This is a genomic window from Hyphomonadaceae bacterium ML37 (genome assembly GCA_027627685.1).
Taxonomy (GTDB): domain Bacteria; phylum Pseudomonadota; class Alphaproteobacteria; order Caulobacterales; family Maricaulaceae; genus Oceanicaulis.
Genome location: CP091241.1, coordinates 2629498 through 2653893 on the forward strand (window position 1 = coordinate 2629498; position 24396 = coordinate 2653893).

General features: G+C 66.5%; 20 protein-coding genes and 2 tRNA genes. 8 read left to right on the forward strand and 14 right to left on the reverse strand.

The window, feature by feature from the left end; translation table 11 throughout:
- Positions 1 to 240 precede the first annotated feature (240 nt).
- The 3 genes from L2D01_12990 (at position 241) to L2D01_13000 (ending at position 3073) form a co-directional block, all read left to right on the forward strand.
- Positions 241 to 317, forward strand: a tRNA-Arg gene (locus L2D01_12990).
- A gap of 398 nt (positions 318 to 715) precedes the next feature.
- Positions 716 to 2206 carry a SulP family inorganic anion transporter gene (locus L2D01_12995; protein ID WBQ11648.1) on the forward strand — a complete coding sequence of 497 codons (1491 nt, stop codon included), beginning with the start codon at positions 716 to 718 and terminating at the stop codon, positions 2204 to 2206.
- 12 nt (positions 2207 to 2218) lie between these two features.
- Positions 2219 to 3073 (forward strand): universal stress protein, encoded by an 855-nt coding sequence (locus tag L2D01_13000; protein WBQ09794.1) that lies wholly within the window; start codon positions 2219 to 2221, stop codon positions 3071 to 3073.
- A gap of 4 nt (positions 3074 to 3077) precedes the next feature.
- Here L2D01_13000 and rfbA read toward each other — a convergent pair whose 3' ends face one another.
- The 5 genes from rfbA to L2D01_13025 all read right to left on the reverse strand — a co-directional run bounded on the left by rfbA (position 3078) and on the right by L2D01_13025 (position 7766).
- Positions 3078 to 3965: a glucose-1-phosphate thymidylyltransferase RfbA gene (gene rfbA, locus L2D01_13005; protein ID WBQ09795.1), complete on the reverse strand. Its 888-nt coding sequence runs from the start codon at positions 3963 to 3965 to the stop codon at positions 3078 to 3080.
- The gene (gene rfbB / locus L2D01_13010; protein ID WBQ09796.1) at positions 3962 to 5038 is read right to left on the reverse strand and encodes a dTDP-glucose 4,6-dehydratase; all 1077 of its coding nucleotides are present in this window, start codon (positions 5036 to 5038) and stop codon (positions 3962 to 3964) included. Before rfbB ends, rfbA begins: the two co-directional genes overlap by 4 nt.
- Before the next feature lie 155 nt (positions 5039 to 5193).
- Positions 5194 to 6153 carry a methyltransferase domain-containing protein gene (locus L2D01_13015; GenBank protein WBQ09797.1) on the reverse strand — a complete coding sequence of 320 codons (960 nt, stop codon included), beginning with the start codon at positions 6151 to 6153 and terminating at the stop codon, positions 5194 to 5196.
- Positions 6154 to 6234: 81 nt separating this feature from the next.
- Positions 6235 to 6786 carry an ATP-dependent protease subunit HslV gene (gene hslV / locus L2D01_13020; protein WBQ09798.1) on the reverse strand — a complete coding sequence of 184 codons (552 nt, stop codon included), beginning with the start codon at positions 6784 to 6786 and terminating at the stop codon, positions 6235 to 6237.
- Positions 6783 to 7766: a complex I NDUFA9 subunit family protein gene (locus tag L2D01_13025; protein ID WBQ09799.1), complete on the reverse strand. Its 984-nt coding sequence runs from the start codon at positions 7764 to 7766 to the stop codon at positions 6783 to 6785. The genes hslV and L2D01_13025 overlap by 4 nt, the downstream gene beginning before the upstream one ends.
- Before the next feature lie 289 nt (positions 7767 to 8055).
- On the opposite strand from L2D01_13025, the gene L2D01_13030 reads away from it, so the two are divergent.
- Positions 8056 to 8142: transfer RNA gene (locus L2D01_13030), tRNA-Leu, on the forward strand.
- 212 nt (positions 8143 to 8354) lie between these two features.
- Here the strand turns inward: L2D01_13030 and L2D01_13035 are convergent.
- The 3 genes from L2D01_13035 to L2D01_13045 form a co-directional block, all read right to left on the reverse strand.
- Positions 8355 to 8537: a hypothetical protein gene (locus L2D01_13035; GenBank protein WBQ09800.1), complete on the reverse strand. Its 183-nt coding sequence runs from the start codon at positions 8535 to 8537 to the stop codon at positions 8355 to 8357.
- A 660-nt stretch (positions 8538 to 9197) separates the two neighbouring features.
- A complete protein-coding gene (locus L2D01_13040) occupies positions 9198 to 9374 on the reverse strand; it encodes a hypothetical protein (protein ID WBQ09801.1) in 177 nt (58 codons plus the stop codon).
- A gap of 369 nt (positions 9375 to 9743) precedes the next feature.
- Entirely contained in the window at positions 9744 to 9962 is a 219-nt protein-coding gene (locus L2D01_13045) for a hypothetical protein (protein ID WBQ09802.1), read from the reverse strand.
- Between the two features lie 46 nt (positions 9963 to 10008).
- Between L2D01_13045 and L2D01_13050 the strand changes: the two genes are divergently transcribed.
- The 3 genes from L2D01_13050 to L2D01_13060 all read left to right on the forward strand — a co-directional run bounded on the left by L2D01_13050 (position 10009) and on the right by L2D01_13060 (position 12909).
- Positions 10009 to 11757, forward strand: coding sequence for a YadA-like family protein (locus tag L2D01_13050; GenBank protein WBQ09803.1), 1749 nt, complete (start codon positions 10009 to 10011; stop codon positions 11755 to 11757).
- Between the two features lie 150 nt (positions 11758 to 11907).
- The gene (locus tag L2D01_13055; GenBank protein ID WBQ09804.1) at positions 11908 to 12180 is read left to right on the forward strand and encodes a hypothetical protein; all 273 of its coding nucleotides are present in this window, start codon (positions 11908 to 11910) and stop codon (positions 12178 to 12180) included.
- A gap of 180 nt (positions 12181 to 12360) precedes the next feature.
- Positions 12361 to 12909, forward strand: coding sequence for a sel1 repeat family protein (locus tag L2D01_13060; protein WBQ09805.1), 549 nt, complete (start codon positions 12361 to 12363; stop codon positions 12907 to 12909).
- Positions 12910 to 12985: 76 nt separating this feature from the next.
- On the opposite strand, the gene L2D01_13065 is transcribed toward L2D01_13060, so the two are convergent.
- From L2D01_13065 to L2D01_13085, 5 genes are all read right to left on the reverse strand, one after another.
- The gene (locus L2D01_13065; protein ID WBQ09806.1) at positions 12986 to 14587 is read right to left on the reverse strand and encodes a peptide ABC transporter substrate-binding protein; all 1602 of its coding nucleotides are present in this window, start codon (positions 14585 to 14587) and stop codon (positions 12986 to 12988) included.
- Positions 14588 to 14722: 135 nt separating this feature from the next.
- The gene (locus L2D01_13070) at positions 14723 to 17542 is read right to left on the reverse strand and encodes a TonB-dependent receptor (protein WBQ09807.1); all 2820 of its coding nucleotides are present in this window, start codon (positions 17540 to 17542) and stop codon (positions 14723 to 14725) included.
- Between the two features lie 227 nt (positions 17543 to 17769).
- On the reverse strand, positions 17770 to 18636 hold the full coding sequence (locus L2D01_13075; GenBank protein ID WBQ11649.1) for a metallophosphoesterase: 867 nt from the start codon (positions 18634 to 18636) through the stop codon (positions 17770 to 17772).
- A gap of 361 nt (positions 18637 to 18997) precedes the next feature.
- A complete protein-coding gene (locus L2D01_13080) occupies positions 18998 to 19990 on the reverse strand; it encodes a glycerophosphodiester phosphodiesterase family protein (GenBank protein ID WBQ09808.1) in 993 nt (330 codons plus the stop codon).
- Between the two features lie 45 nt (positions 19991 to 20035).
- A complete protein-coding gene (locus L2D01_13085) occupies positions 20036 to 22057 on the reverse strand; it encodes a TonB-dependent receptor (protein WBQ09809.1) in 2022 nt (673 codons plus the stop codon).
- A gap of 210 nt (positions 22058 to 22267) precedes the next feature.
- Here L2D01_13085 and L2D01_13090 point away from each other — a divergent pair, with 210 nt between their 5' ends.
- Positions 22268 to 22888 (forward strand): helix-turn-helix domain-containing protein, encoded by a 621-nt coding sequence (locus tag L2D01_13090; GenBank protein ID WBQ09810.1) that lies wholly within the window; start codon positions 22268 to 22270, stop codon positions 22886 to 22888.
- Positions 22889 to 22932: 44 nt separating this feature from the next.
- On the opposite strand, the gene L2D01_13095 is transcribed toward L2D01_13090, so the two are convergent.
- Positions 22933 to 24339, reverse strand: a complete 1407-nt coding sequence (locus tag L2D01_13095; GenBank protein WBQ09811.1) for a beta-lactamase family protein — start codon at positions 24337 to 24339, stop codon at positions 22933 to 22935.
- Between the last annotated feature and the right edge of the window lie 57 nt (positions 24340 to 24396).

The following is a 24396-nucleotide window of genomic DNA, read 5'->3' on the forward strand; positions in this document are numbered from 1 at the left end:
AGACCCTTAGGCCTTGAGGCCTGCAACCCGACCTGCTTGATTTGGCGAGAGCCGTGTATTGCCAGCTAGCCTGATCGCCTCGCCAATGCGTTGTTCACCTGATGGCGCAGCGCCGCGCGATTACCTGGACAGTGTGCCCTGGCGGCAACAATCAAACGAACGGGCGTGGGCTGACCGCCTGCACAGCGCCGCCTGCCATCTCGCCAAAACGGCCCTCCCGCGCTATACCGCGCTGGCTGCGTCCCCGTAGCTCAGCAGGATAGAGCACCAGATTCCTAATCTGGGGGCCACAGGTTCGAATCCTGTCGGGGACGCCAGAATTTTCCTGTGCTCACGCCCGTCCGGGCGTTCGCGTCCTCGCTAAAGCTGCGGGCGCGCGGTCGCGCTTGCGAACTCTGAAGAGTTCGAGGGTTTATTGTGCTCAGACCCGCCCAGGTTTTCGCGCTCTCGCCTCGCCGAAGCCGGGGCTTCGCTCCGGCGTAGCCGGGTGCGAACACTCTCGGGTTCGGGGGCACACCCTGCCCCCCTCTTGCCATTGTGCGCTGCAACATATATCCCCACGGCGATTCACGCGTCCCCGCTCGCCCCGCGCGGTGCGGCGCTCAAGCTGACATCGACGTCCGGCCATCAGGCTTGCCTGCCTTCAGGCGGCCCGCGTCGCGCCATTGCTGAAACGAGACCCGACATGACCCTGCCCCGGATTCCCCTGCCCGACCTGGATTTCGACAGTCTGCGCCGCATCCGGGCGGAATGGTTCGGCAATGTGCGCGGGGATGTGCTGGCGGGACTGGTGGTGGCGCTGGCGCTGATCCCGGAGGCGATCGCGTTTTCCATCATCGCCGGGGTCGACCCGCAGGTCGGACTCTACGCCAGCTTCTCCATCGCCGTGCTGATCGCGTTTACCGGCGGGCGCCCAGGCATGATTTCGGCGGCGACGGCGGCCACCGCCGTCTTGATGGTCACGCTGGTGCGCGACCATGGCCTGCAATACCTGCTGGCGGCCACCGTGCTGGCCGGCCTTATCCAGATTGGCGCCGGCGTGCTCAGGCTCGGCTTCGTGATGCGCTTCGTCTCGCGCTCGGTGCTGACGGGCTTCGTCAACGCGCTGGCCATATTGATTTTCCTGGCCCAGATCCCTGAGCTGACCAATGTGACCTGGGTCACCTACGCCATGGTCGCCGCCGGGCTGGGGATCATTTACGGCTTTCCCTATATCACCAAGGCGATCCCCTCGCCGCTGGTGTGCATTGTGGTGCTGACTGGCCTTGCTATGTGGCTGGGGATGGATGTGCGCACCGTGTCGGACATGGGCGAACTTCCCTCCACCCTGCCGGTCTTCCTGATCCCGGACATTCCGTTCAATCTCGACACGCTGATGATCATCCTGCCCTACTCGCTGGCGGTGGCGATGGTGGGCCTGCTGGAATCGCTGCTGACGGCGCAGATCGTCGACGATCTCACCGACACAGCCAGCGACCGCAATCGCGAGTGCATCGGCCAGGGCGTCGCCAACACCGCCACCGGCTTTATCGGCGGCATGGCGGGGTGCGCGATGATCGGCCAGTCCATCATCAACATCAAATCGGGCGGGCGCGGGCGGCTGTCGACGCTGATGGCGGGCCTGTTCCTGCTGTTCATGATCCTGGTGCTGGGCGAGTGGGTGGGGCTGATCCCGATGCCCGCCCTGGTGGCGATCATGATCATGGTGTCCATCGGGACATTCTCCTGGCGCTCGGTGAAGAATTTGCGCGACCACCCCAAAAGCTCCAGCTTCGTGATGATCGCCACCGTCGCCACGGTGATCTTCAGCCATAACCTGGCCATCGGGGTGGGCGTCGGCGTCTTGCTGTCAGGGATATTCTTCGCCTGGCGGGTGTCGCGCAATTTCGCCGTCACGACCATGGCCAGCGAGGACGGGCGCGAACGCACCTACACCGTCACCGGCCAGCTCTTCTTCGCGTCGTCCGAGGACTTCATGAAGGCCTTCGACTTCAAGGAAGCCCTCGACAAGGTGACCATTGATCTGTCGGCAGCCCATATCTGGGATTTGTCCAGCGTGGCCGCTATCGATATGGCCGTGCTCAAATTCCGCCGCGACGGCGCGGAGGTGGAGCTCAAGGGCATGAATGACGCCAGCCGGACCCTCGTCGACAGGCTGGGCATTCACGACAAGCCGGGCGCGCTCGAGCGCCTGATGGGCCATTAGGAGGCCGCCGCCATGACCCATATCACCGCCCTCATCGACGGCTCGGTCTATGCCAGAAGCGTCTGCGATCACGCCGCGTGGGCCGCCTGGCAAACCTCGGCCAGCGTGGAGCTCCTGCACGTGCTGGGCCGGCGCAGCACAGGCAGCCAGCCGGCGAATTTGTCCGGCAATCTGACGCTGGGCGCGCGGTCGGACCTGCTCGACAAGCTGGCCAGTCACGATGCTGAGTACGCCAAGCTGGCCAGGGAGCGCGGCCGGGTCATCCTGGACGCGGCCAAGGCCGAGCTTGAGGCTGCAGGGGTGAGCGAAGTCACGGCGCGCCTGCGTCTCGGCGATATTGTCGAGGCGATCAAGGATGTAGAGGCCGACGCGGCGCTGATCATTCTGGGCAAGCGCGGCGAGGCGGCTGACTACGCCAAGGATCATCTGGGCTCCAATCTGGAGCGCATCGTGCGCGCAGCGACCAAGCCGGTGCTGGTGGCGTCCCAGGCCTTCAAACCGGTCGCGCGCGCCCTGATCGCCTTTGATGGCGGCCCCAGCGCGCAGAAAGCGGTGGCGCATCTGGCCAAGGGGGCCCTGCTCAAGGGCGTCGCCATTGATATCGTCTCAGTGGGCGAGGAGGCGCCTGAGCGGCGCGCGCCGCTGGAGACGGCTGCTGAGGCGCTGCGCGCGGGCGGGCTTGACGCCACGGCGCACATCCTGGCGGGCAAGCCGGAGGACGCCATCGCCGGACACATCAAGGCGCACGATATCGATCTGCTGGTGATGGGCGCCTATGGCCATTCGCGGCTGCGCAATCTGTTCATCGGCAGCACCACGACCGAAATGCTGCGCTCCAGCCCGGTCCCGGTGATGCTGTTCCGCTAGAGCGTCAGGACGGATCGGCGGGCCGCCCGGCCTTCACCAGCGTGGCGAGATAGGCGCCGTAGCCGCTGCGCCCGATCTCGCGCGCAGACGCCGCCAGCTGCTCATCGGTCAGCCAGCCATTGCGCCAGGCCACTTCTTCGGGTGCGCAGATCGACACGCCCTGACGCTCGGTCAGGCTGGCCACAAAATTGGATGCATCCAGCAACGAGGCATGGGTGCCGGCGTCAAACCAGGCATAGCCGCGTCCGAAGCGCTCCACAGTCAGGGCGCCCCGGTCGAGATAGATCCGGTTGACGTCCGTGATCTCCAGCTCGCCCCGGCGCGATTGCGTCAGGTGAGCGGCGATATCGACCACATCATTGTCGTAGAAATAGAGCCCGATGACGGCGAAATTGGACTTGGGCTTTTTCGGCTTTTCTTCGATGGAGACCGGGCGGCCCTCATCATCAAACGCGATGACCCCATAGCGCCCCGGGTCAGCCACCTGATAGCCGAACACGGTGGCGCCGGACCGCTTCGCGGCGGCGGCGGAGAGGATGTCTTTCAGCGCGTGGCCGTAGAGTATGTTGTCGCCCAGAACCAGCGCCACGGGATCGCCCCCGATGAACTCGCGCCCGATCAGAAACGCCTGCGCGATCCCGTCCGGCCTGGTCTGGACCGCATAGCTCAGCGTCACGCCGAAACGCGATCCGTCGCCCAGGAGCAGGCTGAAGGCCTCGTGGTCGCGCGGCGTGGTGATGATCAGGATCTCGCGCACCCCCGCCAGCATCAGAAGCGAAAGCGGGTAGTAGATCATCGGCTTGTCATAGACCGGCAGGAGCTGTTTGGAGACCGCCAGCGTCACCGGATGCAGGCGCGTGCCCGCGCCGCCGGCCAGAATAATGCCCTTCATGTCCCCTCCGGGCCGGCCGGGGCCCCCAGACCCAGGCGCTGCGCGCCGCCCGTGCGCGCCAGCAATCGCCGCCACCATGCCTCGTGGCCGAGATACCAGTCCACGGTCGCGATCAGCCCGTCCTCGAACCGCCGGCGCGGCGACCAGCCGAGCGTGCGCTCCAGCGCCGTGTAGTCCATGGCGTAGCGAAAATCATGCCCGGGCCGGTCCGTGACGAAGCTGATCTTGTCCGCGTGGGGCGCGCCGCCGGGCCGGCGCGCGTCCAGCGCCGCGCAGATCGCCTCGACCACCTGCAGATTCGTGCGCTCGGCCCCGCCGCCAATGCAGAAGCTGGACCCGGGGCTGGCGCGGTCGAGGATCAGGTGCAGCGCCTCCACATGATCCTCCACATGCAGCCAGTCGCGCACATTCAGCCCCGTGCCGTAGACCGGCAGGGTGAGGCCGTCCGCGCCGCGCGCGATCATGTGGGGGATGAGCTTCTCGGCATGCTGCCAGGGGCCGTAATTATTGGTGCAGTTCGACACGATCACCGGCAGGCCGAAGGTCTCGCCCCAGGCGCGCGCCAGATGATCGGAGGCCGCCTTGGACGCCGCATAGGGCGAGCGCGGATCATAGGGCGTGGCCTCGTTGAACGCCGGGTCATCGGGACCGAGACTGCCATACACCTCGTCTGTGGAGACGTGCAGGAAGCGGAAATGCGCGCGGGCTTCGCCAGCCAGCCCCTCATAATGCGCGCGGGCGGCCTGAAGCAGGGTGTAGGTCCCGTTGATATTGGTGTCGATGAAGGCGCTCGGCCCGTCGATGGAGCGGTCCACATGGGTTTCCGCCGCCAGATGCAGCACCCGGTCAGGCTGGTGCGCCAGGAACACCGCGCGCACCCGCTCCTCATCGCGGATATCGCCGGTCTCCAGCCGGTAGCGGCCCGATGCGGCGCATTCGGCCACGGCGTCGGGCGAGGCCGCATAGGTCTGCGCGTCCAGCACCACGACCCGGTCGGTGGTTTCGCGCACAAGGCGGCGCACCATCGCCGACCCGATAAAGCCGAGTCCGCCTGTCACGAGTGTCGTGGTCATTTTGAGGACATCTGCTCGACCGCCATGCTGCAGTCTTAGCGCGCTCCAGCGCGCATTTGAAACGCCGATTGCGGCAAGCGGCATATCCAAGGCCGGTTTTACATCGGGCGGGGACATTGGCTGAAGGCGGGTTTGGTCACAGGCTGGCGGACGCCTCAGATCATCTCGGTCAGGGCGCCATCACCTTCGCGGTGCTGGCCAATGACCGGCGCTGCGGCCACAGCGATCAGGCCGGCGATATCAGCGCCCCGGTCCTGCCTCAGCACGCAATCGGTGAGCGTCGCGCCGGCAAAGCCTGCACTCGCCAGCAGGTCCGCCAGATAGGCGCGGCCATGGGCGAAGCGGCGGCTTTCGCGCAGGATGACGCCCGCCTCACCCGCCTCACCCGCTTCCACCGCGAACACCAGCCGTCCGCCAGGGTTCAGCGATCCGGCGCACCAAGCGATGATGCGTTCCAGCGCGCCCACATAGGTGAACACGTCCGCCGCCACGATCAGATCATAGCGCGGCTCGTCCAGCGCCAGCGTGTTGAGGTCGGCCTTGTCCAGCTGGTCATAGAGGCCCTTGGCCTTCGCCCGCGCCAGCATCCCCGCGGACAGATCGATCCCGCCCAGCCAGTCGCACCGGTCGCGCAAAACCTCGCCCATCAGCCCGGTGCCGCATCCCAGATCCAGCGCCCAGCCGGCCCGGCCGAACCCGGCCTGATCCAGCGCCTCGCCGATCAGCTGCGGCGCGCGGTAGGCGAGCTTGCCGGTCAGGGCGGCGTCAAAGCGAGGTGCGAACTGGTCGAACAAGGTCTCCACAAAGGCCGCCGGCAGGCTTTCCGAGACTGGCTGACCGGTCAGGAGATCCAGCCGCGCGCCCGCGCCCAGCGCATCTTCGGGGTCCAGCGTCAGCACGCGCCGCCAGGCCAGTTCGGCCTCCTTGCCTTGGTCAGCCCCGGCGCACCAGTCGCCCAGCTGATACCAGCCCGCCGCCCAGTCGGGCGCAAGCTCAAGCGCGCCTGTCAGCACGTCGATGGCGCCGGCGAAATCGCCGCGCGCGGCCAGCGCTTCGGCGAAGGCGAACCGGCTGTCCGCTCTCGCGTCGCCGGACAGAAACCGCGCATCGGTCATGATCATCTCGACAAGCACACCGCCCACAGGCGGCGGGCCGCGAGGAGGTAAGGCGCCGCCGCGCCGTGCGCCAGAGGCGTTCTAGCCGAGCGTTTCGACGGTCAGATTATTGTTGGAGAAGACGCAGATTTCCGACGCGATCTCCATGGCGCGCCGGGCGATGGCTTCGGGATCATCCAGGTGATCCATCAGCGCGCGCGCCGCGGCCAGCGCGTAATGCCCGCCCGACCCGATGGCGGCGATGCCGTGCTCGGGCTCCAGCACATCGCCCGCCCCGGTGAGCACGAAGCTTTCCTTGGCGTCGGCCACGATCAGCATGGCTTCCAGCCGGCGCAGATACCGGTCCGTGCGCCAGTCCTTGGCCAGCTCCACACAGGCCCGCGCCAGCTGGCCGGGATATTGCTCCAGCTTGGCTTCGAGGCGCTCGAACAAGGCAAATGCATCCGCCGTGGCGCCGGCGAACCCGGCCACCACCGCGCCGCCGGCCAGAGGCCGCACCTTGCGGGCGCGTGACTTGATCACCGTGTTGCCGATGGACACCTGGCCGTCGCCCGCGATGCACACGCGGCCGCCCTTTCGCACGCACACGATGGTGGTGCCGCGCCAGCCGGGGAAGGTCTGGGTCTCGCTCATACGCCTTTCCGCTTTGCGGCGAACTGGCCGCCCTTGCGGTAGCGCGCCAGATAGGACGGCACAATGGCCTCGATGGCTTCGGGCGTCACGCCGAACGCATCAATCCGGCCCAGCCCCTCGCCGCCCGCGCCGACCACGTTGTCCTGCTTCAGGAGGGTGACCTGGTCACGCGTCAGGAAGGGCTCGACGAAAGGCAGCGCGCCGGCGATCTCGCCGCCCAGACCCATCAGCGTGGCGATGGGAAACGGCACGGGGATCAGCAGGCGCTGGCGGTCAATGGTGGTGAGGATGTAGGTCATCAGCTCGCGGAATGTGTAGACCGACGGCCCGCCCAGCTCGAACACCTGGCCGCGCGCGGCCTCCATCTCCAGGGCGCGCACTGCGCACTCGGCCACATCGCCGCAATAGACCGGCTGGAACTGCGTGGCGCCGCCGCCGATCAGCGGCAGGGCGGGGACAAAGCGCGCCATGTCGGCAAAGCGGTTGAAGAACCCGTCTTCGGGTCCGAACACGATGGAGGGGCGCAGCACCACCGCGCCGGGCAACGCCTCCAGCACCGCCGCCTCGCCCGCCGCCTTGGTGCGGGCATAGCGTGACTTGCTCTGCGCGTCTGCGCCGATGGCCGAGACCTGCACAAAGCGCTCGATCCCGGCGGCGTGTGCAGCTTCAGCGATGGTGCGCGCGCCGTCAGCCTGCAGCGACTGGAAGGTCTGGCGGCCGCCTTCGGCCAGAATGCCCACCAGATTGACCACGCCATAGGCGCCATCCACCGCGCGGGCCACCGAATCCGCGTCGCGCAGATTGGCCTGGGCCAGCTGGACCTGCCCCACAACGCCCATGGGCTTGAGCTCATGGGCCAAATGCGGGCGGCGCGTGGCCGCGCGCACCCGGTAGCCCGCCTTGGCCAGACGGCGCACAACGTACCGGCCGATAAAGCCGGAGGCGCCAAACACCGTGATCATCTCGTCGCGTAACGCCATGGCGGGTCTCCCGGTGAGCAGCGCCGCGAAAGGCCTCGCGCGCTCGTGTCAGGGCATCAGAAACTGGTTGTCCCGCGATAGACCAAAAATCCCCGCGCCTGTCCATGCGCGCTGCAGGCGCTGTGACCATGTGACCGGGCCGGATCACACACCCGGCCGGCGGCGGGGCGCGTGCGGCGGTGGCGACGCCTCCAGACGCAGCCCATGTGCATATGCCCGCCCTGGCGCCCGCGTGCGGGCGTTGACACCCCGCCCCGCGCGCCGTATCACCCGCGGCCTCTGTTGCCTTGCCCAGGTGGCGGAATTGGTAGACGCGCTGGCTTCAGGTGCCAGTTCCCGAAAGGGAGTGGAAGTTCGAGTCTTCTCCTGGGCACCACAGATTGTCTTGATCCGTTAAATTGGATGAAATTTCAGAGGCGAGACCTTCATGGGTCCGCCCTGGAATTCAGCGTCCGGGCGTCACTGGCGGCATGGCGCGGCGGCAGCTCCTGCGGACCTGGTTTCAGCGCCAGCCTCCTCTCCGGTCACGCTCTGCAGGCCTGCAAACACGGCGCCCTCGAACGCGTTGTTGCTCCCGGCCTCTCTTCATCATCCGTCTGCAGATGCCTGCACGCTTATAACAGACTCATTGCGGGAGCCCCGGCCTGCCCGCTTGTGCCGGGCGATAGAGTGCGCGCCGGCGTGCATCGGATGCTTTAAAAAGTTTCGCTTGTTCCTGGGAAAACTTTCCGTGATGATCGCCGCAAATTGAACTTTGGCGATGACCTTCATTTTCAGGTCCATCTAGTAATGCATTTTCATAAATCCGGGGGGGTCCATGTCTACAAAAAATTCGATGCTCATGTCAGGAGCTGCAGCTTTCACTTATGTGAATATAACATTATTTTGCGCAGGCTCAGCCTTTGCAAGTGACGGTTCCAATTTTGACAACGTGGCGCCCGCAGCCAGTTCTCAATTCAGGCTTCAAAATGTTACCGGCATGCAATCCTCTGATCTTCTGTCGGCCGACAACGCCGCCCGGGAGTTCGCTGAGGCCGGCCAGCCAGCCGCATCCGGGGCAAACAAGCCGGATACGGCGTCATTTGCAGACTTCAATGTCACACGCCCGCATGACTCTGCCGGTGCAACGGACGAACGGGCGCCCAACCGTTTCGCCCTCACCGGATTGCTGAATGGATATTTTGATGCGTCTCAGTCAGCATATCTGGCCGACACGCCCTTCGCCCCCAATGTGGGGGCGGCCTGTCAGCGCAACAGCAACGTTACGTCCCGGCTACAGTGTGGCGATGGCGCTGAAGCCAGTGGCGCCTTCGCCACGGCTGTGGGCGGCAATGCTTCGGCTGCGGGCTCAAGCGGTACAGCTCTGGGCAATGGCGCGTCGGCTGCAGGAGCAGGCAGCACTGCGTTGGGCCGCCTCGCTTCGGCCGCAAGTCAAGACAGCACCGCGTTGGGCAGCAACGCCTCGGCTGCAGGCACGAGCAGCACAGCCTTGGGCGCGTTCGCGTCGGCTACCGGGCAGAGCACCGCCGTGGGCCGCAGCGCGTCGGCTGCAGGCACGAACAGCACAGCACTGGGCAGATCGGCGTCCGCTGCGGGTAATGACAGCACAGCCCTCGGCTACTTTGCTACGGCTTCTGGCCTTAACAGCACAGCACTGGGCACGTTCGCGTCGGCTACCGGGGCCAGCAGCACAGCCCTGGGCACGTTCGCGTCCGCTGTCGGGGGTGACAGCACCGCCCTGGGCCGCGGCGCGTCGGCTGCAGGCACGAGCAGCACAGCCCTGGGCCGATCAGCCTCCGCTGCGGGTAATGGCAGCACAGCCGTCGGCTACTTTGCTTCTGCCTTCGGGCTCCGAGGCACCGCGTTGGGCGCGTTCGCTTCGGCTTCCGGCCTTGACAGCACAGCACTGGGCTACGATGCCTCGGCTGCAGGCGACTTCAGCACGGCGTTAGGCCGCAGCGCTTCGGCGTTGGGCAACTACAGCACAGCATTGGGGTTCGGCGCCTCGGCTGCTGGCGCTGACGGCACAGCGTTGGGCAGCAGCGCCTCTGCGGCGGGCGACCGCAGTTCAGCACTGGGCGCCACTGCTTCGGCTTCCGGCCTTGACAGCACCGCCTTGGGCCACAGCGCCGCAGCCTCGGGCATCAACAGCACCGCGTCCGGCGCTTTTGCCGCAGCAACAGGAGATTCCAGCACGGCTCTTGGCTCCAACGCCCTTGCCACTGGCTTCAACAGCACAGCCTTGGGCAATCTGGCGGCAGCCGGCGGCGTCAGCAGCACGGCGTTAGGCCGCGGCGCTGTCGTCAACGCAGACCATCAGGACGCCGTCGCCCTGGGTCACAACTCACTGACCGGCGCGTCCTTCACCGTCTCGGTGGGCAATGCCACCGCCAATCTGTTCCGCCGGATCACAAATCTCGATGACGGTGTGGATGAGCGTGATGCGGTGACGCTGCGTCAGATGAATGCGGCCATCCTGAATGCCGGGATCGAAGGCTTGCAGAACCCGTATGTCGTGATCAACGGGACCTTGGACGCCAGCGCGGCCGGCGCCGGCGCCATCGCACTGGGTTCGGGCGCTGTGGCGAGCAATACCGGCACGGTGGCTCTGGGCGATGGCAGCACATCAATCGGGGTGTCGAGCGTGGCCGCTGGCGCAGGTGCAATCGCGTCCGGCACCGGCGCTCTGGCTCTGGGCGCCAATGCTCAGGCGACCGAAGGCCAGACAATGGCGCTGGGCACGGACGCGCGGGCGACCACTAACCGCGATCTGGCGTTCGGCGTCTCGTCCAGGGCGACAGGCGGCTCGTCGGTCGCGATCGGATCGGACGCCGTGGCCAGCGGGGCGAATGCATTCGCAATGGGCCGCAACTCCCTGTCCAGCGCCAACAGTTCCATCGCCATCGGGGCCAGCTCGCAAGCGACCGGAAACCACGCCTTCGCGTTCGGATTCAATGCCCGCGCCACCGGCGCGCGCTCCATGGCGTTCGGACGCGACACACAGGCGCTTCACACCGGCTCGGTGGCGCTGGGCTTTGGCGCTGTCACCAGCATGGCCGAGCAGTTCGTGTTCGGCCGGGCCCAGTCGATCTACACCTTTCCGGGCCTGCTCTCGGCCCACAACCAGGTCACCAGCGCGGACTGGCTGGTGGTCTCGGACGGGTCTGGATCGCTGAAATCCATGCATATCTCCAACTTCACCATGGGTTCCGGCGCGTCGGCGTCCGCCAGCGCCTATTCCAGCGGCGCGTCCACGGCCATGGGAAGCGCCATGCCGGGGAGCCAGTCTTCCACAGCCGCTCCAGAACTGGCGGCGCTTCGCGCCCAGAATGAAACCGTGACCGCTGAAAATCAGATCCTGAACAGCCGCGTTCAGGCGCTTGAAGCCCAGATGGCGCAGATGCAGGCCATGCAGAGCCAGTTGATGGCCATGATGCAAAACGGCGGCGACGCTTCGGCGCTGCTGGCGCAGGCCGAGACCCCGGTCCAGTCCGGCGCCCGGCCGGTCACCGGCGACGCGCGCGAGGTCGCCGACGCGGCCCAGCCGGTCATGCCGGAAGGCAACCGGCCCTATGTGCCGGGCGCGCGCAGCACGATTGACGGGTCGCCCGGGGTGCGCGATCTCGCCCTGGCTGACGTCCCGGCGATCAGCCCGCAGGCCGAGCTGCGCTTCGCGGGCATCGAGAACAATGTCTCGATCCTGCGCACCGACGTGGATCAGCTGCACACACGGGTGGGCCAGCTGGACTCCCGGCTTCGCATCGCCGTTGACGGCGCCGCGGTCGCCATGGCCATGGCCGGCGTCACCCATCTGGAAGCGGGCGAGCGTTACGCGGTCAGCGCCAACTGGGGCTTCTTTGACAGCGCCAACGCGTTCGCCTTCTCCGGCGCGGCGCGGATCAACTCCCAGGTGTCGTTCAACGGCGCTCTGGGCGTCGGGGCCGACACCGGCAAGGTCGGCGCCCGCGCCGGCCTGCGCTTCGGCTGGTAGGACAGGCGTTCATCAGGCGGGCGCGCTCCCTAAGGGGCGCGCCCGCTTGCTCGTTTCAAGTCCCCGCCGGGGCATTGCCCCGGCCAATCCCTCTTGTCCACCCGCACGGCGCCCGGTGGCGTTCGCGGTCTGATCAAGTCCGGGGGGACGATGACGATGTTTCGGGTACTCGCTACTGGCCTTTTGCTGGCTGTCGCTGCCGCCGCGTCGCACGCGCAGACGCCGGACGACGATATCGCGCTGGCCGAGCGCAATCACCAGCTTTGCCAGGCGGGTGATAAGAATGGCTGCGCGAATCTCGGGATCCAGCACGTGGAGGGTCGCAGTGTGACACAGGACGGCGCCCGCGCGGTGGAGCTGTTCCGGCAGGCCTGCGAGGGCGGATCGCCGGACGGCTGCCACAATCTGGCGGTTTCCTATTAGTATGGCCGCGCTGTCGCGCAGGACTATGGTCAGGCCGCCGGGCTCTACAGGCAGGCTTGCCAGAGCGGGCATTCGAGAAGCTGCAGCAATCTGGGATACCTCTACGACAATGGCCTCGGGGTCGCGCAGGATGCGGCCCGCGCCTATGGGTATTATCGCCTGTCCTGCGACAGTGAGGACATGGACGGTTGCTACAATGCCGCCGTCCTGCTCGCTGACGGCCGCGGCGTCGCGCAGGACGAGGCAAGGGCCGCCGAACTGTACGAAGCCGCGTGCGATGGCGGGGTGGCTCTGGGCTGCCTGAATCTCGGGGTGCTGCATCGCAATGGTCAGGGCGTCGCGCAGGATCAATCGCGCGCCGCCATACTCTTTGGCCAGGCCTGTGACGCCGGCGACGACACCGGATGCGTCAATCTCGGGGTGATGTATAGCCTCGGACAAGGGGTCACGGCCGACGAGACGCGGGCGGCGGCCCTGTTTCGACAGGGTTGCATGAGCGGCATAGGGCTGGGCTGCTATAATCTGGCAGTCTCTTATTTAACGGGCAGTCGCGGGGAGCCCGATGGCGTGTCCGCCCTGACTTTCCTGATCATCGCGGCGGACATCGGCCATGACCTGGCGAACCGTGACCTCGACCGCCTCGCTGATGACCTGACGCCGGACCAAATCGCCCAGGCCATCGCCCGGGCGGAGCGTTGCACGACGAGCGGGTTTGCTGATTGCGATTAGGGTCGCGACCCGTCGCCGGGATCACCAGATCGACCGGGGCGAGATTTAGACGCCCTGAAAGGCATGGGTGGAGACCCTAATCCCCCTCCCCCACACACAGCCATCGCGTCGGATTGATCACCCGGGCGTGGGCGGTCCAGCCTTCGACGCGCGGACTGACAAGGGCGCGCTGGTTTTCGAAGAAGACCGGGATGTAGTGGGCGCTGTCGAGCAGCCTCTGCTCGGCCTCAGCCAGCAGGGCGCCGCGCTCTCTTTCGTCCAGCTCGAAATGGGAGCGGGTCAGCAGGGCGTCGAATTCGGGGTCGGTCCAGCGCGAGTAATTATACTCGCCCGCCGCGCTTTCGGTGACCATGAGATAGCCGTAGGCATCGTCGAAATAGGGCGCCCAGCCATCGCTGGCGATGTCGAAATCGCCCGCCTGCATCTGGGCATAATGGATCGGCGTGTCGGCGGTCTCGATCTCCACGCTCACCCAGGGCGCGATGGCGGTCAGATCGGCCTGGATCACCGGGGCGAGGCGCGGCCAGCTGGCCGCAGGCTGGTGGGAGAAGGTGAGCCGCAAGGGATTGTCCGGCCCCCAGCCGGCCTCGGCCAGCAGCGCCCGGGCGGCGATGCGGCGCGCCTCCATGGGCTCGTCCGCCTGGCTCATCCGCGCCGGGCCGGTGCGTCCGGGCACGTCATCGGGCATGAACTGAAACGCCGCGCGGTCGGCGCCGGCCAGCACCTGATCGGCGATGAAATCGCGGTCGATCGCCAGGGCCACCGCGCGGCGCGCCCGCACATCGTCAAACGGCGGCCGGGCCGTGTTCAGCGTCAGCATGCGCAAAACCCGGCCCGGGACCGAGCGCACCAGATCCGGCGCCTCGCGGCGCAGGAAGGCGTCATTGCTGGCGAGATAGTCCGTGTTCAGGTCGAGCTCTCCATTGCGCACCCGGCGTTCGGCGGCGGCGGCGTCAACAGTGGGGTAGTAATACACCGTGTCGATGCAGGCGGCGTCCGCTTCATGGAAGGCTTCATTGCGCACCAGGCGGATATGTTCAAACGAGCGCCAGGACGCCAGCCGATACGGCCCGCTGACCACCATGTTCTCCGGCCGCGTCCAGTGCTCGCCATGCTCGGCGATGACCTGCAGGGGCACGGGCACGGCGGTGCTCTGCATCAGCACGTCAAGCAGGTAGGGGGCGGGATAAGCCAGCGTCAGCCGCACGGTGCGCGGGTCGATGGCCTGCGCCCCCAGCGCCTCGGGCGGCGCCTCGCCGGCATTCACCGCCGACGCATTCTCGATGGAGAACAGCAGCGCTGGAAACGGGTTGAGCGTCGCCGCGTCGAGCGTGCGGCGCAGGCTGCCGACCACGTCATCCGCCGTGATGGGCTGGCCGTCGGACCAGCTCGCCGCGCGCAAATGAAACACCCATTCGAGGCCATCCTCGCTGACGGTCCAGCTGTCCGCGAGACCGGGGACCGGCCGCCCGTCGGGGCCGGGCTGGGCCAGGCCGAGGAAGAGATCATAGATGATCGCCTGCTCATTGGTGATCAGCGCCCGGTGCGGATCGAGCGTGCCCGGTTCAATCGTATTGCCGCGATGCAGGACCGCGCCATCATCGCGTGATGGCTGTCCGCAGGCGGCCAGCGCCAGACAAAGCGCCGCGGCGGCGGCCCGACAGGTCCAGTGGGTCATGACAGACTCCCTTTGCGCCAGACTGGACGCAGCTCAAGGGCGCAGCAAGAGCGAGGAAGCGCGGCGAGGCATGCCAGGACATAAAACCCCCCGGAACGCCGGTTCCGGGGGGCCTCACGTTCCGGCGAGCCGGCCTTAGTAAGTGAACTGGAACCCGAACAGGGCGGTCCAGCCGTATTCCTCGTACTGGGAGCTCAGATTGCGTCCGCCCTGATTGACCACGGCGACGAAGGGCTCGTCACGCAGGTTCTTGAATTCCAGGAAGGCGCGCAGCTGCTCGGTGAAGCGGTACTTGACCGAGATGTCCAGGCCGAGATGGTCCTGAGCGAAGCGGTCGATGCCGTCCCCGCCCTCATTGATCCCGTCCAGGAAGCGGTCGCGATAGGTGGCCGCGGCGCGCAGGTCCAGCGGTCCGTTTTCATAGCCCAGCACCAGGCTGGCCACGTTCTGCGCCTGTCCCGGCACGGTGATCGTGCGGCCATCGGGAAGGGTCACTTCGGAGTCCACCCAGGTGTAGTTGGCCGAGACGATCAGGTCCGAGAGGGGTCCCGGCAGCATGGTCAGGGCCTGCTGGTAGTTGAACTCGATCCCGAGGATTTCAGCGTCATCGAGATTGATGAAGGTCGACACTTCATCGAAGGTCACGCCGTTGACGACGGTGTTGTCGAACGTGGTCTCGCCGATGAAGTTTTCGATGCGCTTGTAGAACAGGTTGGCCGACAGCACCGAGTCGTTGTTGGGATAGTATTCGAACGCCAGATCGAAATTGTCCGCCTGGGCGCGCACCAGATCGGGATTGCCCGCCTCGCCTTCGACATCGCCGCCGGAGCGCTCGATGGCCACGCGCGCCGTCGCCTGCTCCGGGTTCGGACGGACGATAGACGCGAAATAGGCTGCGCGGCCGATCAGCCGGTCATTGAACGCGTAGCGCAGGTTCACGCTGGGCAGCCAGTCGGTGTAGCGATTGTCGGCGGTGATCTGGGACACCAGCACCGTATCATCGGCGTAGAACACGCCATTGACCGTCTCGCCACCCTCGATGATGTCGACCTGGTTGCCGGTGGAGGTGAAGTCGGTGCGCTCGACCCGCACGCCGTAGACAATGCGCAGCGCATCCACATCCAGCGTGTGCATCAGATAGCCGGCGAACACGTCTTCCTGCGCCGAATAGGTCTCGGCATTGCTGTCGATGGCCGTGTCGATGTCGTTGATGTCGAACTGGCTGCGATTGTTGTTGAAGAAGGTGCGGATCGCCGGACCGTCCACCGCCGGACCGAACGGCGCCAGCGAATAGTCCACCTCTCCGAGGAACTGGGACAGGAACAGATCGCCGCCCGCGAAATCCTCAAAGAAGGTCACATCGGCCTCAAAGCCCTTCTCGCGCAGGCGGATCGCGCCGCCGAACTTGATCGAGCCCGGGCCGCCGAACAGATAGGTTTCGCGTTCGGCGTTGAAGTCGAATGACCACTCCTCGTCGCGGCTCGCGCCATCGACCAGTTCGAACCCGTCGAACTCATAACCCGAGGCGTCATTCCAGGCCGCCGACGCGTCGCCGTCGAGGGAGATGCGCGGCAGCTCGCCATTGCGCGAGTCGATGGTGAAGGCGCCGGCGTCGAGCTCCTGGACGAACACGCTGTACAGCGCGTTGTCCTCGATCTCTTCCGCCTGCGAGTACGCGGCCTGGGCGTCGAAGGTCCACAGGCCGGCGGTGCGCTCGCCGCCCACCGCCACCGAGTAGATGCGCTGGATTTCCAGACGGTCCTTCAGCTCGCGCTCGATCTCGATCTCGTCGCCCGGCTCGGCGCGGATGATCGCGGTATTGCCCGCGCTGGACGGATCCAGCACGCCGTCCTCGAACGGGATCACCGCCGTGGTGCGGTATTCCTGGTCGGAGAAGTCGGAGTACAGCGAGCGCAGGTAGATGCGGGTGTTGTCATCCGGCGCAAAATCGAGATTGAGCGCGAAGGTCGTGCGCTCGCGCTCGACCAGATAGTCGCGCAGCTCCACTTCCAGCGGGTAGAAGGCCGGGTTGGTCTCCCATTCCGCGCCGGTCTCGAAATTGTCCGACCCAAACGGGCGGTTCTGATGCGCCAGCGACGCCGCGATCCCGAAGCGGCCATCGGCGAACTGGTCGGCGAAGGTCAGCGAGCCGCGATACCCGGTCTCGTCCACCAGATCGGTGTAGATGCCCGCCGCGTTCAGGCGCACGAGGCGGTCATTCCGGCTCAGGCCCGAGAGCGTTTCAATATCGATATTGCCGCCGACCGTGTCGCCGTTCATTTCCGGGGTCAGCGTCTTGGAGATGGCGATGGATGACAGGATTTCGGAATCGATCACGTCCAGCGGCACCTGGCGGTCGCCCGCCTCCGGCGAGGGCAGGCGCACACCGTTGAAGCTCGACGTCACGAAGTTCGGATCCAGGCCCCGGACAGACACAAAGCGGCCTTCGCCCTGGTCGTTGAGCACGTTGACGCCCGGCGCGCGGCGCGCCGCCTCGGCGACGTTCTCGTCCGGGATGGCCCCGATGGCGTCAGACGACAGCACCGTGAGCACCGAGTTCGACGAGCGCTGGCGATTGATCGCGCTGGTGAGCTGGCCGCGCTGGCCGATGACCAGCACGTTGTCGGTGACTGACAGGTCCGCGCCGATGCGGAAGCTGGTTTCAACCGTCTCGGTTTCGGTCGAGAGCACCACGCCGCGCGTCATGTCCTCCGCGCCCAGATAGCTCACCACAACCGTGTAGTCGCCCGGCCGCACATTGGCGAAGCGGTAGGTCCCATCCTGTTGCGTCGTCGCTGTCTGGCCGGTCTCGACGATCCGGATGATCGCGCCCTGAAGGCCGATCGTACCCGTGGCTTCGGTCACCCGCCCGGTGATCTCACCGGCATTGGCCGCTGCGGCGGTCGCGAGCGCCAGCGCGGACGCGGCCCCAAGCATGCGTGCAAGTCGTGTCATGAATGCCCCCGTACAGGGCGCCCGATGCACCCGATCGGAGCCAGACCATAGTCGGCGAATTTGACAGCACCGCTTCACGTCGGTGACGGATCAATGAACAAAATGGGACACGGCGGGGAAAGACAGACAGTATCTGAGGCCGGCGCCCGGCCCATAAAAAACCCCGCGCGCCGGATGTAATCCAAGGCGCACGGGGCTGTCAGGCAGGCTGTCTGAGGCTGACGCGTCTAGCGCGTCTCGCCGTTCAGAGAGAAGCGGTAGGCGTGACGCGCCAGCGGCTCGGCGACGCCCGTCTGGTAGGTGTCCACCCAAACCTCGCCGTCATTCGTGACGGTGAACACGCGGAACATCGGCGTGTGATTGGTCTCGTCTGGGATTTTGGTGCGCTCCAGCCCGGGGATGTGGAAATAGTGCACGCCCTCGATCTCCAGCGAGTGCCGCACCCGGTCCATGTCCATGTGCAGATCGCCGGAAATCACCGCGGCCAGATTGGGCTCGGCGACGATCTCGAGGAAGCGCGGGTTCTCCACGCCTTTGTCAGGGTTCTCCGCATACACGCCCACCTGCGCGCCATGCACCACCAGGAAGACCGGGCGCGGCGCGGCGGCGCGCACCTGTTCCAGGATCCAGTCAATGCTCTCATCGTTGAACTGGCGGCTGAAATCGGGTGAGGCCATCACGAAGGTCACCGGCCCGCGCTCCAGCGTGTAGCTGGCCTCGGTCACTTCAGGGTTCCACTGGCCGGCGAACTCCAGGAAGCGTTCGACCGTATCGCCATGCTCCTCATTGCCCATGATGGGATAGAAGGGCGCGGTCAGCGATTGCAGGGCCGGGGTGACGTTCTCGTACTGGATCTCCGTGCCCTTGTGGGCGAGATCACCGACGCCGAGCACGAAATCGATGCGGCCCGCTTGCGCCAGCGCGTTCACGTCCAGCACCGCCGCTTCCACGCCGGGAAACAGCGCGCACGGCTTGGGCTCGGCGTCGCCCAGAACCGCAAAACGCACTGCGATATCATCCTCGGCGACCGTGGCGCCGCTCGGACCGGCAGGATCTGCCGCAGGGGCCTCTGCGCTGGCAGGCGCGTCGTCCATGGCCGGGGCCGTTTCGGCAGGGGCCGGATCGCCAGCCGGCATGTCCCCATTGGAAGGTGCATCCTGAGTGGCGGGGGGCGCGTCCGGAGCGTCCGCCGGCGGCGCGGCGTCCGGCGAGCAGGCGGCCAGGAACCCGGCTGCGGCCAGCGCGCAGGCGGCGCGAATCCAGGGCATAGAGAGTGTGCGAATCATGGCGTCGGCTTTCTGTCGTGAGCGTGATGTAGGCCTGCGGGATACCCCATCCGCGCGAAAAACTGAAGCGCGCCGAGGCCGGATTCGCGCGCTGACCGGCGAGATTTCGGGCAAGCGTTTGAATGCGCAACGACGTTTTTTTCCCGTGGGCGATACCGCCGCCCGTCGCTTATCCCGCCGTGCAGGCCCGGAACGCGGCCAGCGTGTCCTGGCGTTCACTGAGCGCCTCATAGGCGGTCCAGTGGATGTCGGTGGCAATGACCACCACGCCGCCATCGGCGATGTCGCGATAGATGGAGACATCCCCGCTCTCGCGCACATCAGCATCGATATACCAGAGCGCGCCGAACGCGACCGGGATGTCCGCCGCATGCAGCATGTCCCAGATGTCAGGCACGGGTGCACGGTGCACCCCGGTCCAGGCCATCAGACGCTCCGGCGCCACTCCGGCAGCCATCAGCGTATCGAGACGGTCCTGATCCTGGACCTCCACCGAAATCGCCACGCGCGGGTCCACGCCTGCGGCGCGGATAGCCTCTTCGGCGGAATAAACAATCACGGCGGCGTAGCCGATGGCGTCAGCCTCCACCACGGCGGCGGCCACCTCTTCGACGGGCACGCTGGACTTCACATCCAGCTGGACGAAAGCCCGTCCGCGCGCCCAGTCCAGCACTTCCTCCAGGGCAGGAATGGCGAAGTCCGTCACTGCCCCGTCCTGGTCGACCAGGCGCACATCGGCCAGATCAGCGAAATCCATCTCGCTGACCGCGCCGGCGCCGTTCGTGGTGCGCTCCAGCGTGTCGTCATGCAGGGCGATGATCACCCCGTCCGCTGTACGCCTGACATCGATCTCCAGAATCATCGGTCCGCGCGACAGGGTGTAGGCGGCGGTTTCGATCGCGTTCTCCGGATAGCCTGGACCCCAGCCGCCGCGATGGGCGCTGATCAGCGCCGCGCCCTGACTATGCAGGCAGCGCAGCACGTCCGGGATGATCTGACCGTCCGGCGTCACAGCCGGGATGAGCGGTTCAGGCAAGGCCGCACGGGCGGGCTGCGCCGTCGCGGGCGGGGCGGGCGCCACGCCCGGCGCGCCTTCGGGCGCCGAGCAGGCCGCGAGCCAGAGGCAGGAGAAGGCGGCGGACGCCTGTAGGATCGTCTTCATCGGATCATCCTGTCCATGGCTGTGGGTCTGCAGTCGGTCAGAACTCTAGAACCGCACTGAAATGCGCACATCAAACGTGCGCCCATAGGTCCCGTCGCCCAGCTTGTACTCATACTCGGTGTCGAGAATATTCTTCACCGCGCCCTGCAGGGTGACGGCGTCATTGAGCTGGTAGCGCACCGACGCGTTGAACAGCTCAAACCCCGGCATCTCGAAGGTGGAGGGGAAATCTGACAGGAAATCGCTGCGCGCATAACCATCAAAGGTCAGGTTCAGGCGTTCGGTGGCGCGGGCGGTGAAGGCGAAGCTGAACTCGTGCTCAGGCCGGCCGAACAGCTGCACGCCGGTGGCGGCGATCACGGAACGGGCATTGGTGTAGGCCAGGGTCAGATCGAGCCAGTCGGTCAGTTGGGCGCCGGCCTCGACCTCGATCCCGTCCATCTCCACCACGCTGGCGATGTTCTGCGGGCTGCTGACGCCGAGCGCCGGATTGAACACCGAGAAAATGCCATTGTCAGCTTCGCCGATATAACCGGTGACCGAAAGGGAGTAGCCCCCGCCCGGCGAGATGAGGTCGATGCCCGCGTCCACCATCCAGGTCTCTTCCGGCAGCAGATCGGGATTGCCCTGGAAGGTCGCCGACTGACCCAGCAGCTGGCGCAGGCTCGGCGCCTCGCGGCCCGTGCCATAGGAGGCGCGCAGCCGCACGCTTGCCTCGCCGGTCAGGCTCTGGGGCACGCCCCACGACACCGCCGCACGGCCGGTGCGCACGCCGCCGAACAACTCGTTCTCGTCATGGCGCCCGGACAGGGAAAGGAACAAATCTTCGGCGATCTGCCAGTTGAAATTGGCGTAGACGCCCAGATTATCGACACTCTCGTCGATCGCCGCGAACGGCGCGCCGCGCAGGCTGCGGAACTGGGCGCTGTCGCTTGTGTGGTTCACGCCCGCCAGGAAGAACGACTCCGATCCCAGATACGGGCCGGCGCCATCAAATTGCCAGGTGGCGAAGTACTGGATCTCGCGCCGCTCGCCCACGCTGTCGGACGCGCTGGCGGGCGCCTCGCTCAGGCTGTCCAGGCGGGTGTAGGCGATCTGGCCGTCATGGATGAGCCGCCCGCCGAGCGAGTCAGCGGTAAAGCCCGCATTCACGATCAGCTGATCGCTGTCGATATAGCCCTCTGAATCCTGAAACAGGAAGTTGGGCAGCACAGGATCGCCGAACAGGAAAGCGTTGTCGGTCTCATTCACCGCCTGCGCGAACCGCACGCCGCTGCGCAGCTCCAGGCCCTCGCGCGGGCGATAGTCGAGATTGAACGAGGCCGTCGTATTGCGATAGCCGTCATCCTCCACATTGCCCGGCGCGCGGCTGGCGATGGAGATGCCGTCGGTTTCGATGAAGGAGACTGAGGCGGCGTAGCCGAAATCGCCAATCTCGCCCTGCGAGCCGATGCCGGCCTGGACCGTGTTATGCGTGCCATACCCGCCCATCAGGCGGAAGTCCGGTTCGCCGCGCCCGCGCTTGGTGGTGATGGAGATCACGCCGGCCACCGCTTCGGCGCCGTAGAGGCCCGATTGCGGGCCGCGCAGCACTTCAACCCGCTCGATCATGTCCAGCATGACGTGGGAAATGCCGAACTGGTTGGAGAACTCGGACGGATTATTCATTCGTACGCCATCCACCAGGATCAGGGTGTGCTTGGTGGTGAAGCCGCGCATGCGCACCTGGGTGTTCTGACCGAACCCGCCCGAGCGCGTGACCGCCACGCCCGGCAGGCGCTGCAGCACGTCGTCCAGCACCCGCAAATCCTGCAACTCGATATCCTCGGCGGTGAACAGGCTGGCGGCGGACCCCACCTGATCCAGGCGCTGGGGCACCCGGCTGTAGACCGTGATGGTGTCGGCGTCGGGCGTCTGGCGCACGGGCCGGGCGTCCGTCTCCTCGCCGGCAGCCGCCTGGACGGCGGCCTCGATGGCGGCGTCGGAGTCGGCGAAAGCCCCCGGGGTCAGCGCGCTCACGGCGATGAGGCAGCTGGCGAAACGAATGGCGGTCTTGAATCGGGTCATGGGTCCCCTCCTGGGCCGAATGGCGGGACCGGTTTGCATCATTGTTGTGACAGGCGCGCCAAGGCGCCGAAAACTTTCCGTAACGCAAGCGCCTATAACCGCCTGCGCGCCTGCAATACGTTCAGGGGCGGGACCGGCGGGACTGCGCCAGGCGTCACACGACTGTCACATGACAGGTAGACAATGGGACCAGCGAGCAAGGAGGCTTCCATGATCGAGGGGGAAAGCTACTGGCCGCGTCTGATCAAGAGCGTGCGCTCGCGCGAGAACCTGACACAGACCGCGCTGGCGGCCTGGCTGGGCGTGGATCAGACGACGGTGTCGCGATGGGAACGCGGCCAGGACGCGCCCGCCTTCAGGCTGCGCCAGCGCATCCGTGACCTCTACCGCCAGCGCGCGGCGGGCAAGCAGGACCTGGTGGCGCGCGCCCGGGTTCGCAATGCGCTCTGGCCGGCGTCTCTGGTGGGGCCCGGCGCCGTGTTCATCGAGTTCAACGCCCGCGCCCTGAGCGAGATTGGCGTCGAGGCCAGCGACCTGCGCGGACGCAGCATCTACGGCCTGTTCGGGCCGGACGTCGATTGCGTGACCGAACGTTGGGAAAGCACCGGCATTTTCCAGGGCGAGCTGGCCATGACCGTGTCGCTCAACCGGATCGAAAGCCCTGGCCGCACCGCCTACATCAAGACGCTGGACACGCCGCACTTTACCTGGGACGGCGATATCTGGTGCCTGTGCGAAATCCAGCGCATCAGCGAGAGCGAGCACGCCCGGCTGATGGCGGAGTTTGGCGGCTCCAATTTCACTTTGGCCTTCGACGCCTTGCATCCTTGAGCGCGGCCGGTCCGGGACGTTCAGTCGTGCGAACGCACCGGCTCTCACGGCGTGTCGGGCGTGTCCTGCTCAGGGGCCGGCGCCTCAGCCACTGGCGCGCTCTCCACCGGTTCCGGCGCGCGGCGCGCGGCCACGACGGCGTTGGCGAAATCGCCTGCCCCGGTGCGCTGGTAATTCGTTGCGCCCAGGCGCACCACCACAAGGTCTTCAGCGGGGACGACAAAGGCGTTCTGGCCCTGAAATCCGCTCATGATGAACGTGCCCTCGGGCAGGCCCGTGGGGAACATCCAGAAGCCCGATCCGTACTGACCATCCGATCCCGGCGTGGGCTCGGAGACATAGGCGGCCCAGTTTTCCGGAATGATCTGTGTCCCGTCCGGCGCGCGCCCGTCATTGAGATAAAGCTGGCCCAGCCGCGCCCAGTCGCGGGCGCTGGCGTACATGTAGCTGGACCATTTCTGGGTTCCGGACTCGTCCGCTTCGAGAATGGCCGTGTTCATCGACAGCGGCTCGAACAGCCAGGCGCGGACGGTTTCGATGACGGCCGCAGGCGAATCACCGAGATACGGCTCCAGCGCCGAACCGGCGAGAATCGTGTTGCCGGACTGATAGTCCCAGCGCTCGCCGGGCGCGGCGATCACATCGCGCGTGGCGGCGAACATGGCCATGTCGCTTTGGGTGAACAGCATCTGCGACGTGGGGTCCGTGCCGTCATTGCCTTCATACCCGGCCAGCCCGCCGGTCATGCGCAGCAAATGATCGATCGTGGTCTCAGGCCGCCCGGCCTCGGCCAGCGCCGGGACCTGGCCCTGGGCATGAATATCGATCAGGCCGCGCTGGACCAGCACGCCGGCCATGGTGGCCGCCAGCGATTTAGTCATCGACCAGCCATGCAGCGGCGTCTCGTGTGTGACGCCGTCGGCATAGCGCTCGGCGACGATCCGCCCGTCATGCATCACCAGAGCCGCCAGCGTGTTGCGGCCATCGTCCGCGAACGCCGCGTCCAGCGCGGCGTCAAGCGCCGCAGCGTCGAAATGCGCGTCACGATGGGCGGCGTCGATCTGCGCCGAATCAGCCGGGCGTTCCGGCATGGACAGGGCGGCGTCAAAAGCGCCCGATCCATGCACCAGCGTGCAGCCGAGACCGTCGCGGTATACCGCGCGCTGGCGCCAGGCGAGCCCGAGCACGCTGGCCTGCGCCTCGCGGGCGGCCTCATCCACCGACACGCTCACCAGCGGCAAGGCCGGGCCCAGCAGCGGATCAGTGTACAGCGCCTGGGCCCGTTCGGGCTCAAGCCCCGACACGAAGACCAGCGAGCACACCTGCTTGGCGGTGATGCCGGTTCCGCTGGGCAGATAAATCTGCCCGATCGTGGACAGATTGACGTAGAGCGCGCCCGCGCCGATCGCCACGGCCACGATGCCGGCCGCGCCCAACAGAAGTTTTTTCATGATCCCCGCCCCTTTGACGGCGTGGAGGATCGCGGCGTTGCATATGATGGTCAAGCC

Bases quoted from the DNA above. Each gene is read 5' to 3' on its own strand.
- L2D01_13000 (WBQ09794.1), top strand. From the start codon at position 2,219: ATGACCCATATCACCGCCCTCATCGACGGCTCGGTCTATGCCAGAAGC.
- rfbA (WBQ09795.1), bottom strand. From the start codon at position 3,965: ATGAAGGGCATTATTCTGGCCGGCGGCGCGGGCACGCGCCTGCATCCG.
- rfbB (WBQ09796.1), bottom strand. From the start codon at position 5,038: ATGACCACGACACTCGTGACAGGCGGACTCGGCTTTATCGGGTCGGCG.
- L2D01_13015 (WBQ09797.1), bottom strand. From the start codon at position 6,153: ATGACCGATGCGCGGTTTCTGTCCGGCGACGCGAGAGCGGACAGCCGG.
- hslV (WBQ09798.1), bottom strand. From the start codon at position 6,786: ATGAGCGAGACCCAGACCTTCCCCGGCTGGCGCGGCACCACCATCGTG.
- L2D01_13025 (WBQ09799.1), bottom strand. From the start codon at position 7,766: ATGGCGTTACGCGACGAGATGATCACGGTGTTTGGCGCCTCCGGCTTT.
- L2D01_13035 (WBQ09800.1), bottom strand. From the start codon at position 8,537: ATGAAGGTCATCGCCAAAGTTCAATTTGCGGCGATCATCACGGAAAGT.
- L2D01_13055 (WBQ09804.1), top strand. From the start codon at position 11,908: ATGACGATGTTTCGGGTACTCGCTACTGGCCTTTTGCTGGCTGTCGCT.
- L2D01_13060 (WBQ09805.1), top strand. From the start codon at position 12,361: ATGGACGGTTGCTACAATGCCGCCGTCCTGCTCGCTGACGGCCGCGGC.
- L2D01_13065 (WBQ09806.1), bottom strand. From the start codon at position 14,587: ATGACCCACTGGACCTGTCGGGCCGCCGCCGCGGCGCTTTGTCTGGCG.
- L2D01_13070 (WBQ09807.1), bottom strand. From the start codon at position 17,542: ATGACACGACTTGCACGCATGCTTGGGGCCGCGTCCGCGCTGGCGCTC.
- L2D01_13075 (WBQ11649.1), bottom strand. From the start codon at position 18,636: ATGGACGACGCGCCTGCCAGCGCAGAGGCCCCTGCGGCAGATCCTGCC.
- L2D01_13080 (WBQ09808.1), bottom strand. From the start codon at position 19,990: ATGAAGACGATCCTACAGGCGTCCGCCGCCTTCTCCTGCCTCTGGCTC.
- L2D01_13085 (WBQ09809.1), bottom strand. From the start codon at position 22,057: ATGACCCGATTCAAGACCGCCATTCGTTTCGCCAGCTGCCTCATCGCC.
- L2D01_13090 (WBQ09810.1), top strand. From the start codon at position 22,268: ATGATCGAGGGGGAAAGCTACTGGCCGCGTCTGATCAAGAGCGTGCGC.
- L2D01_13095 (WBQ09811.1), bottom strand. From the start codon at position 24,339: ATGAAAAAACTTCTGTTGGGCGCGGCCGGCATCGTGGCCGTGGCGATC.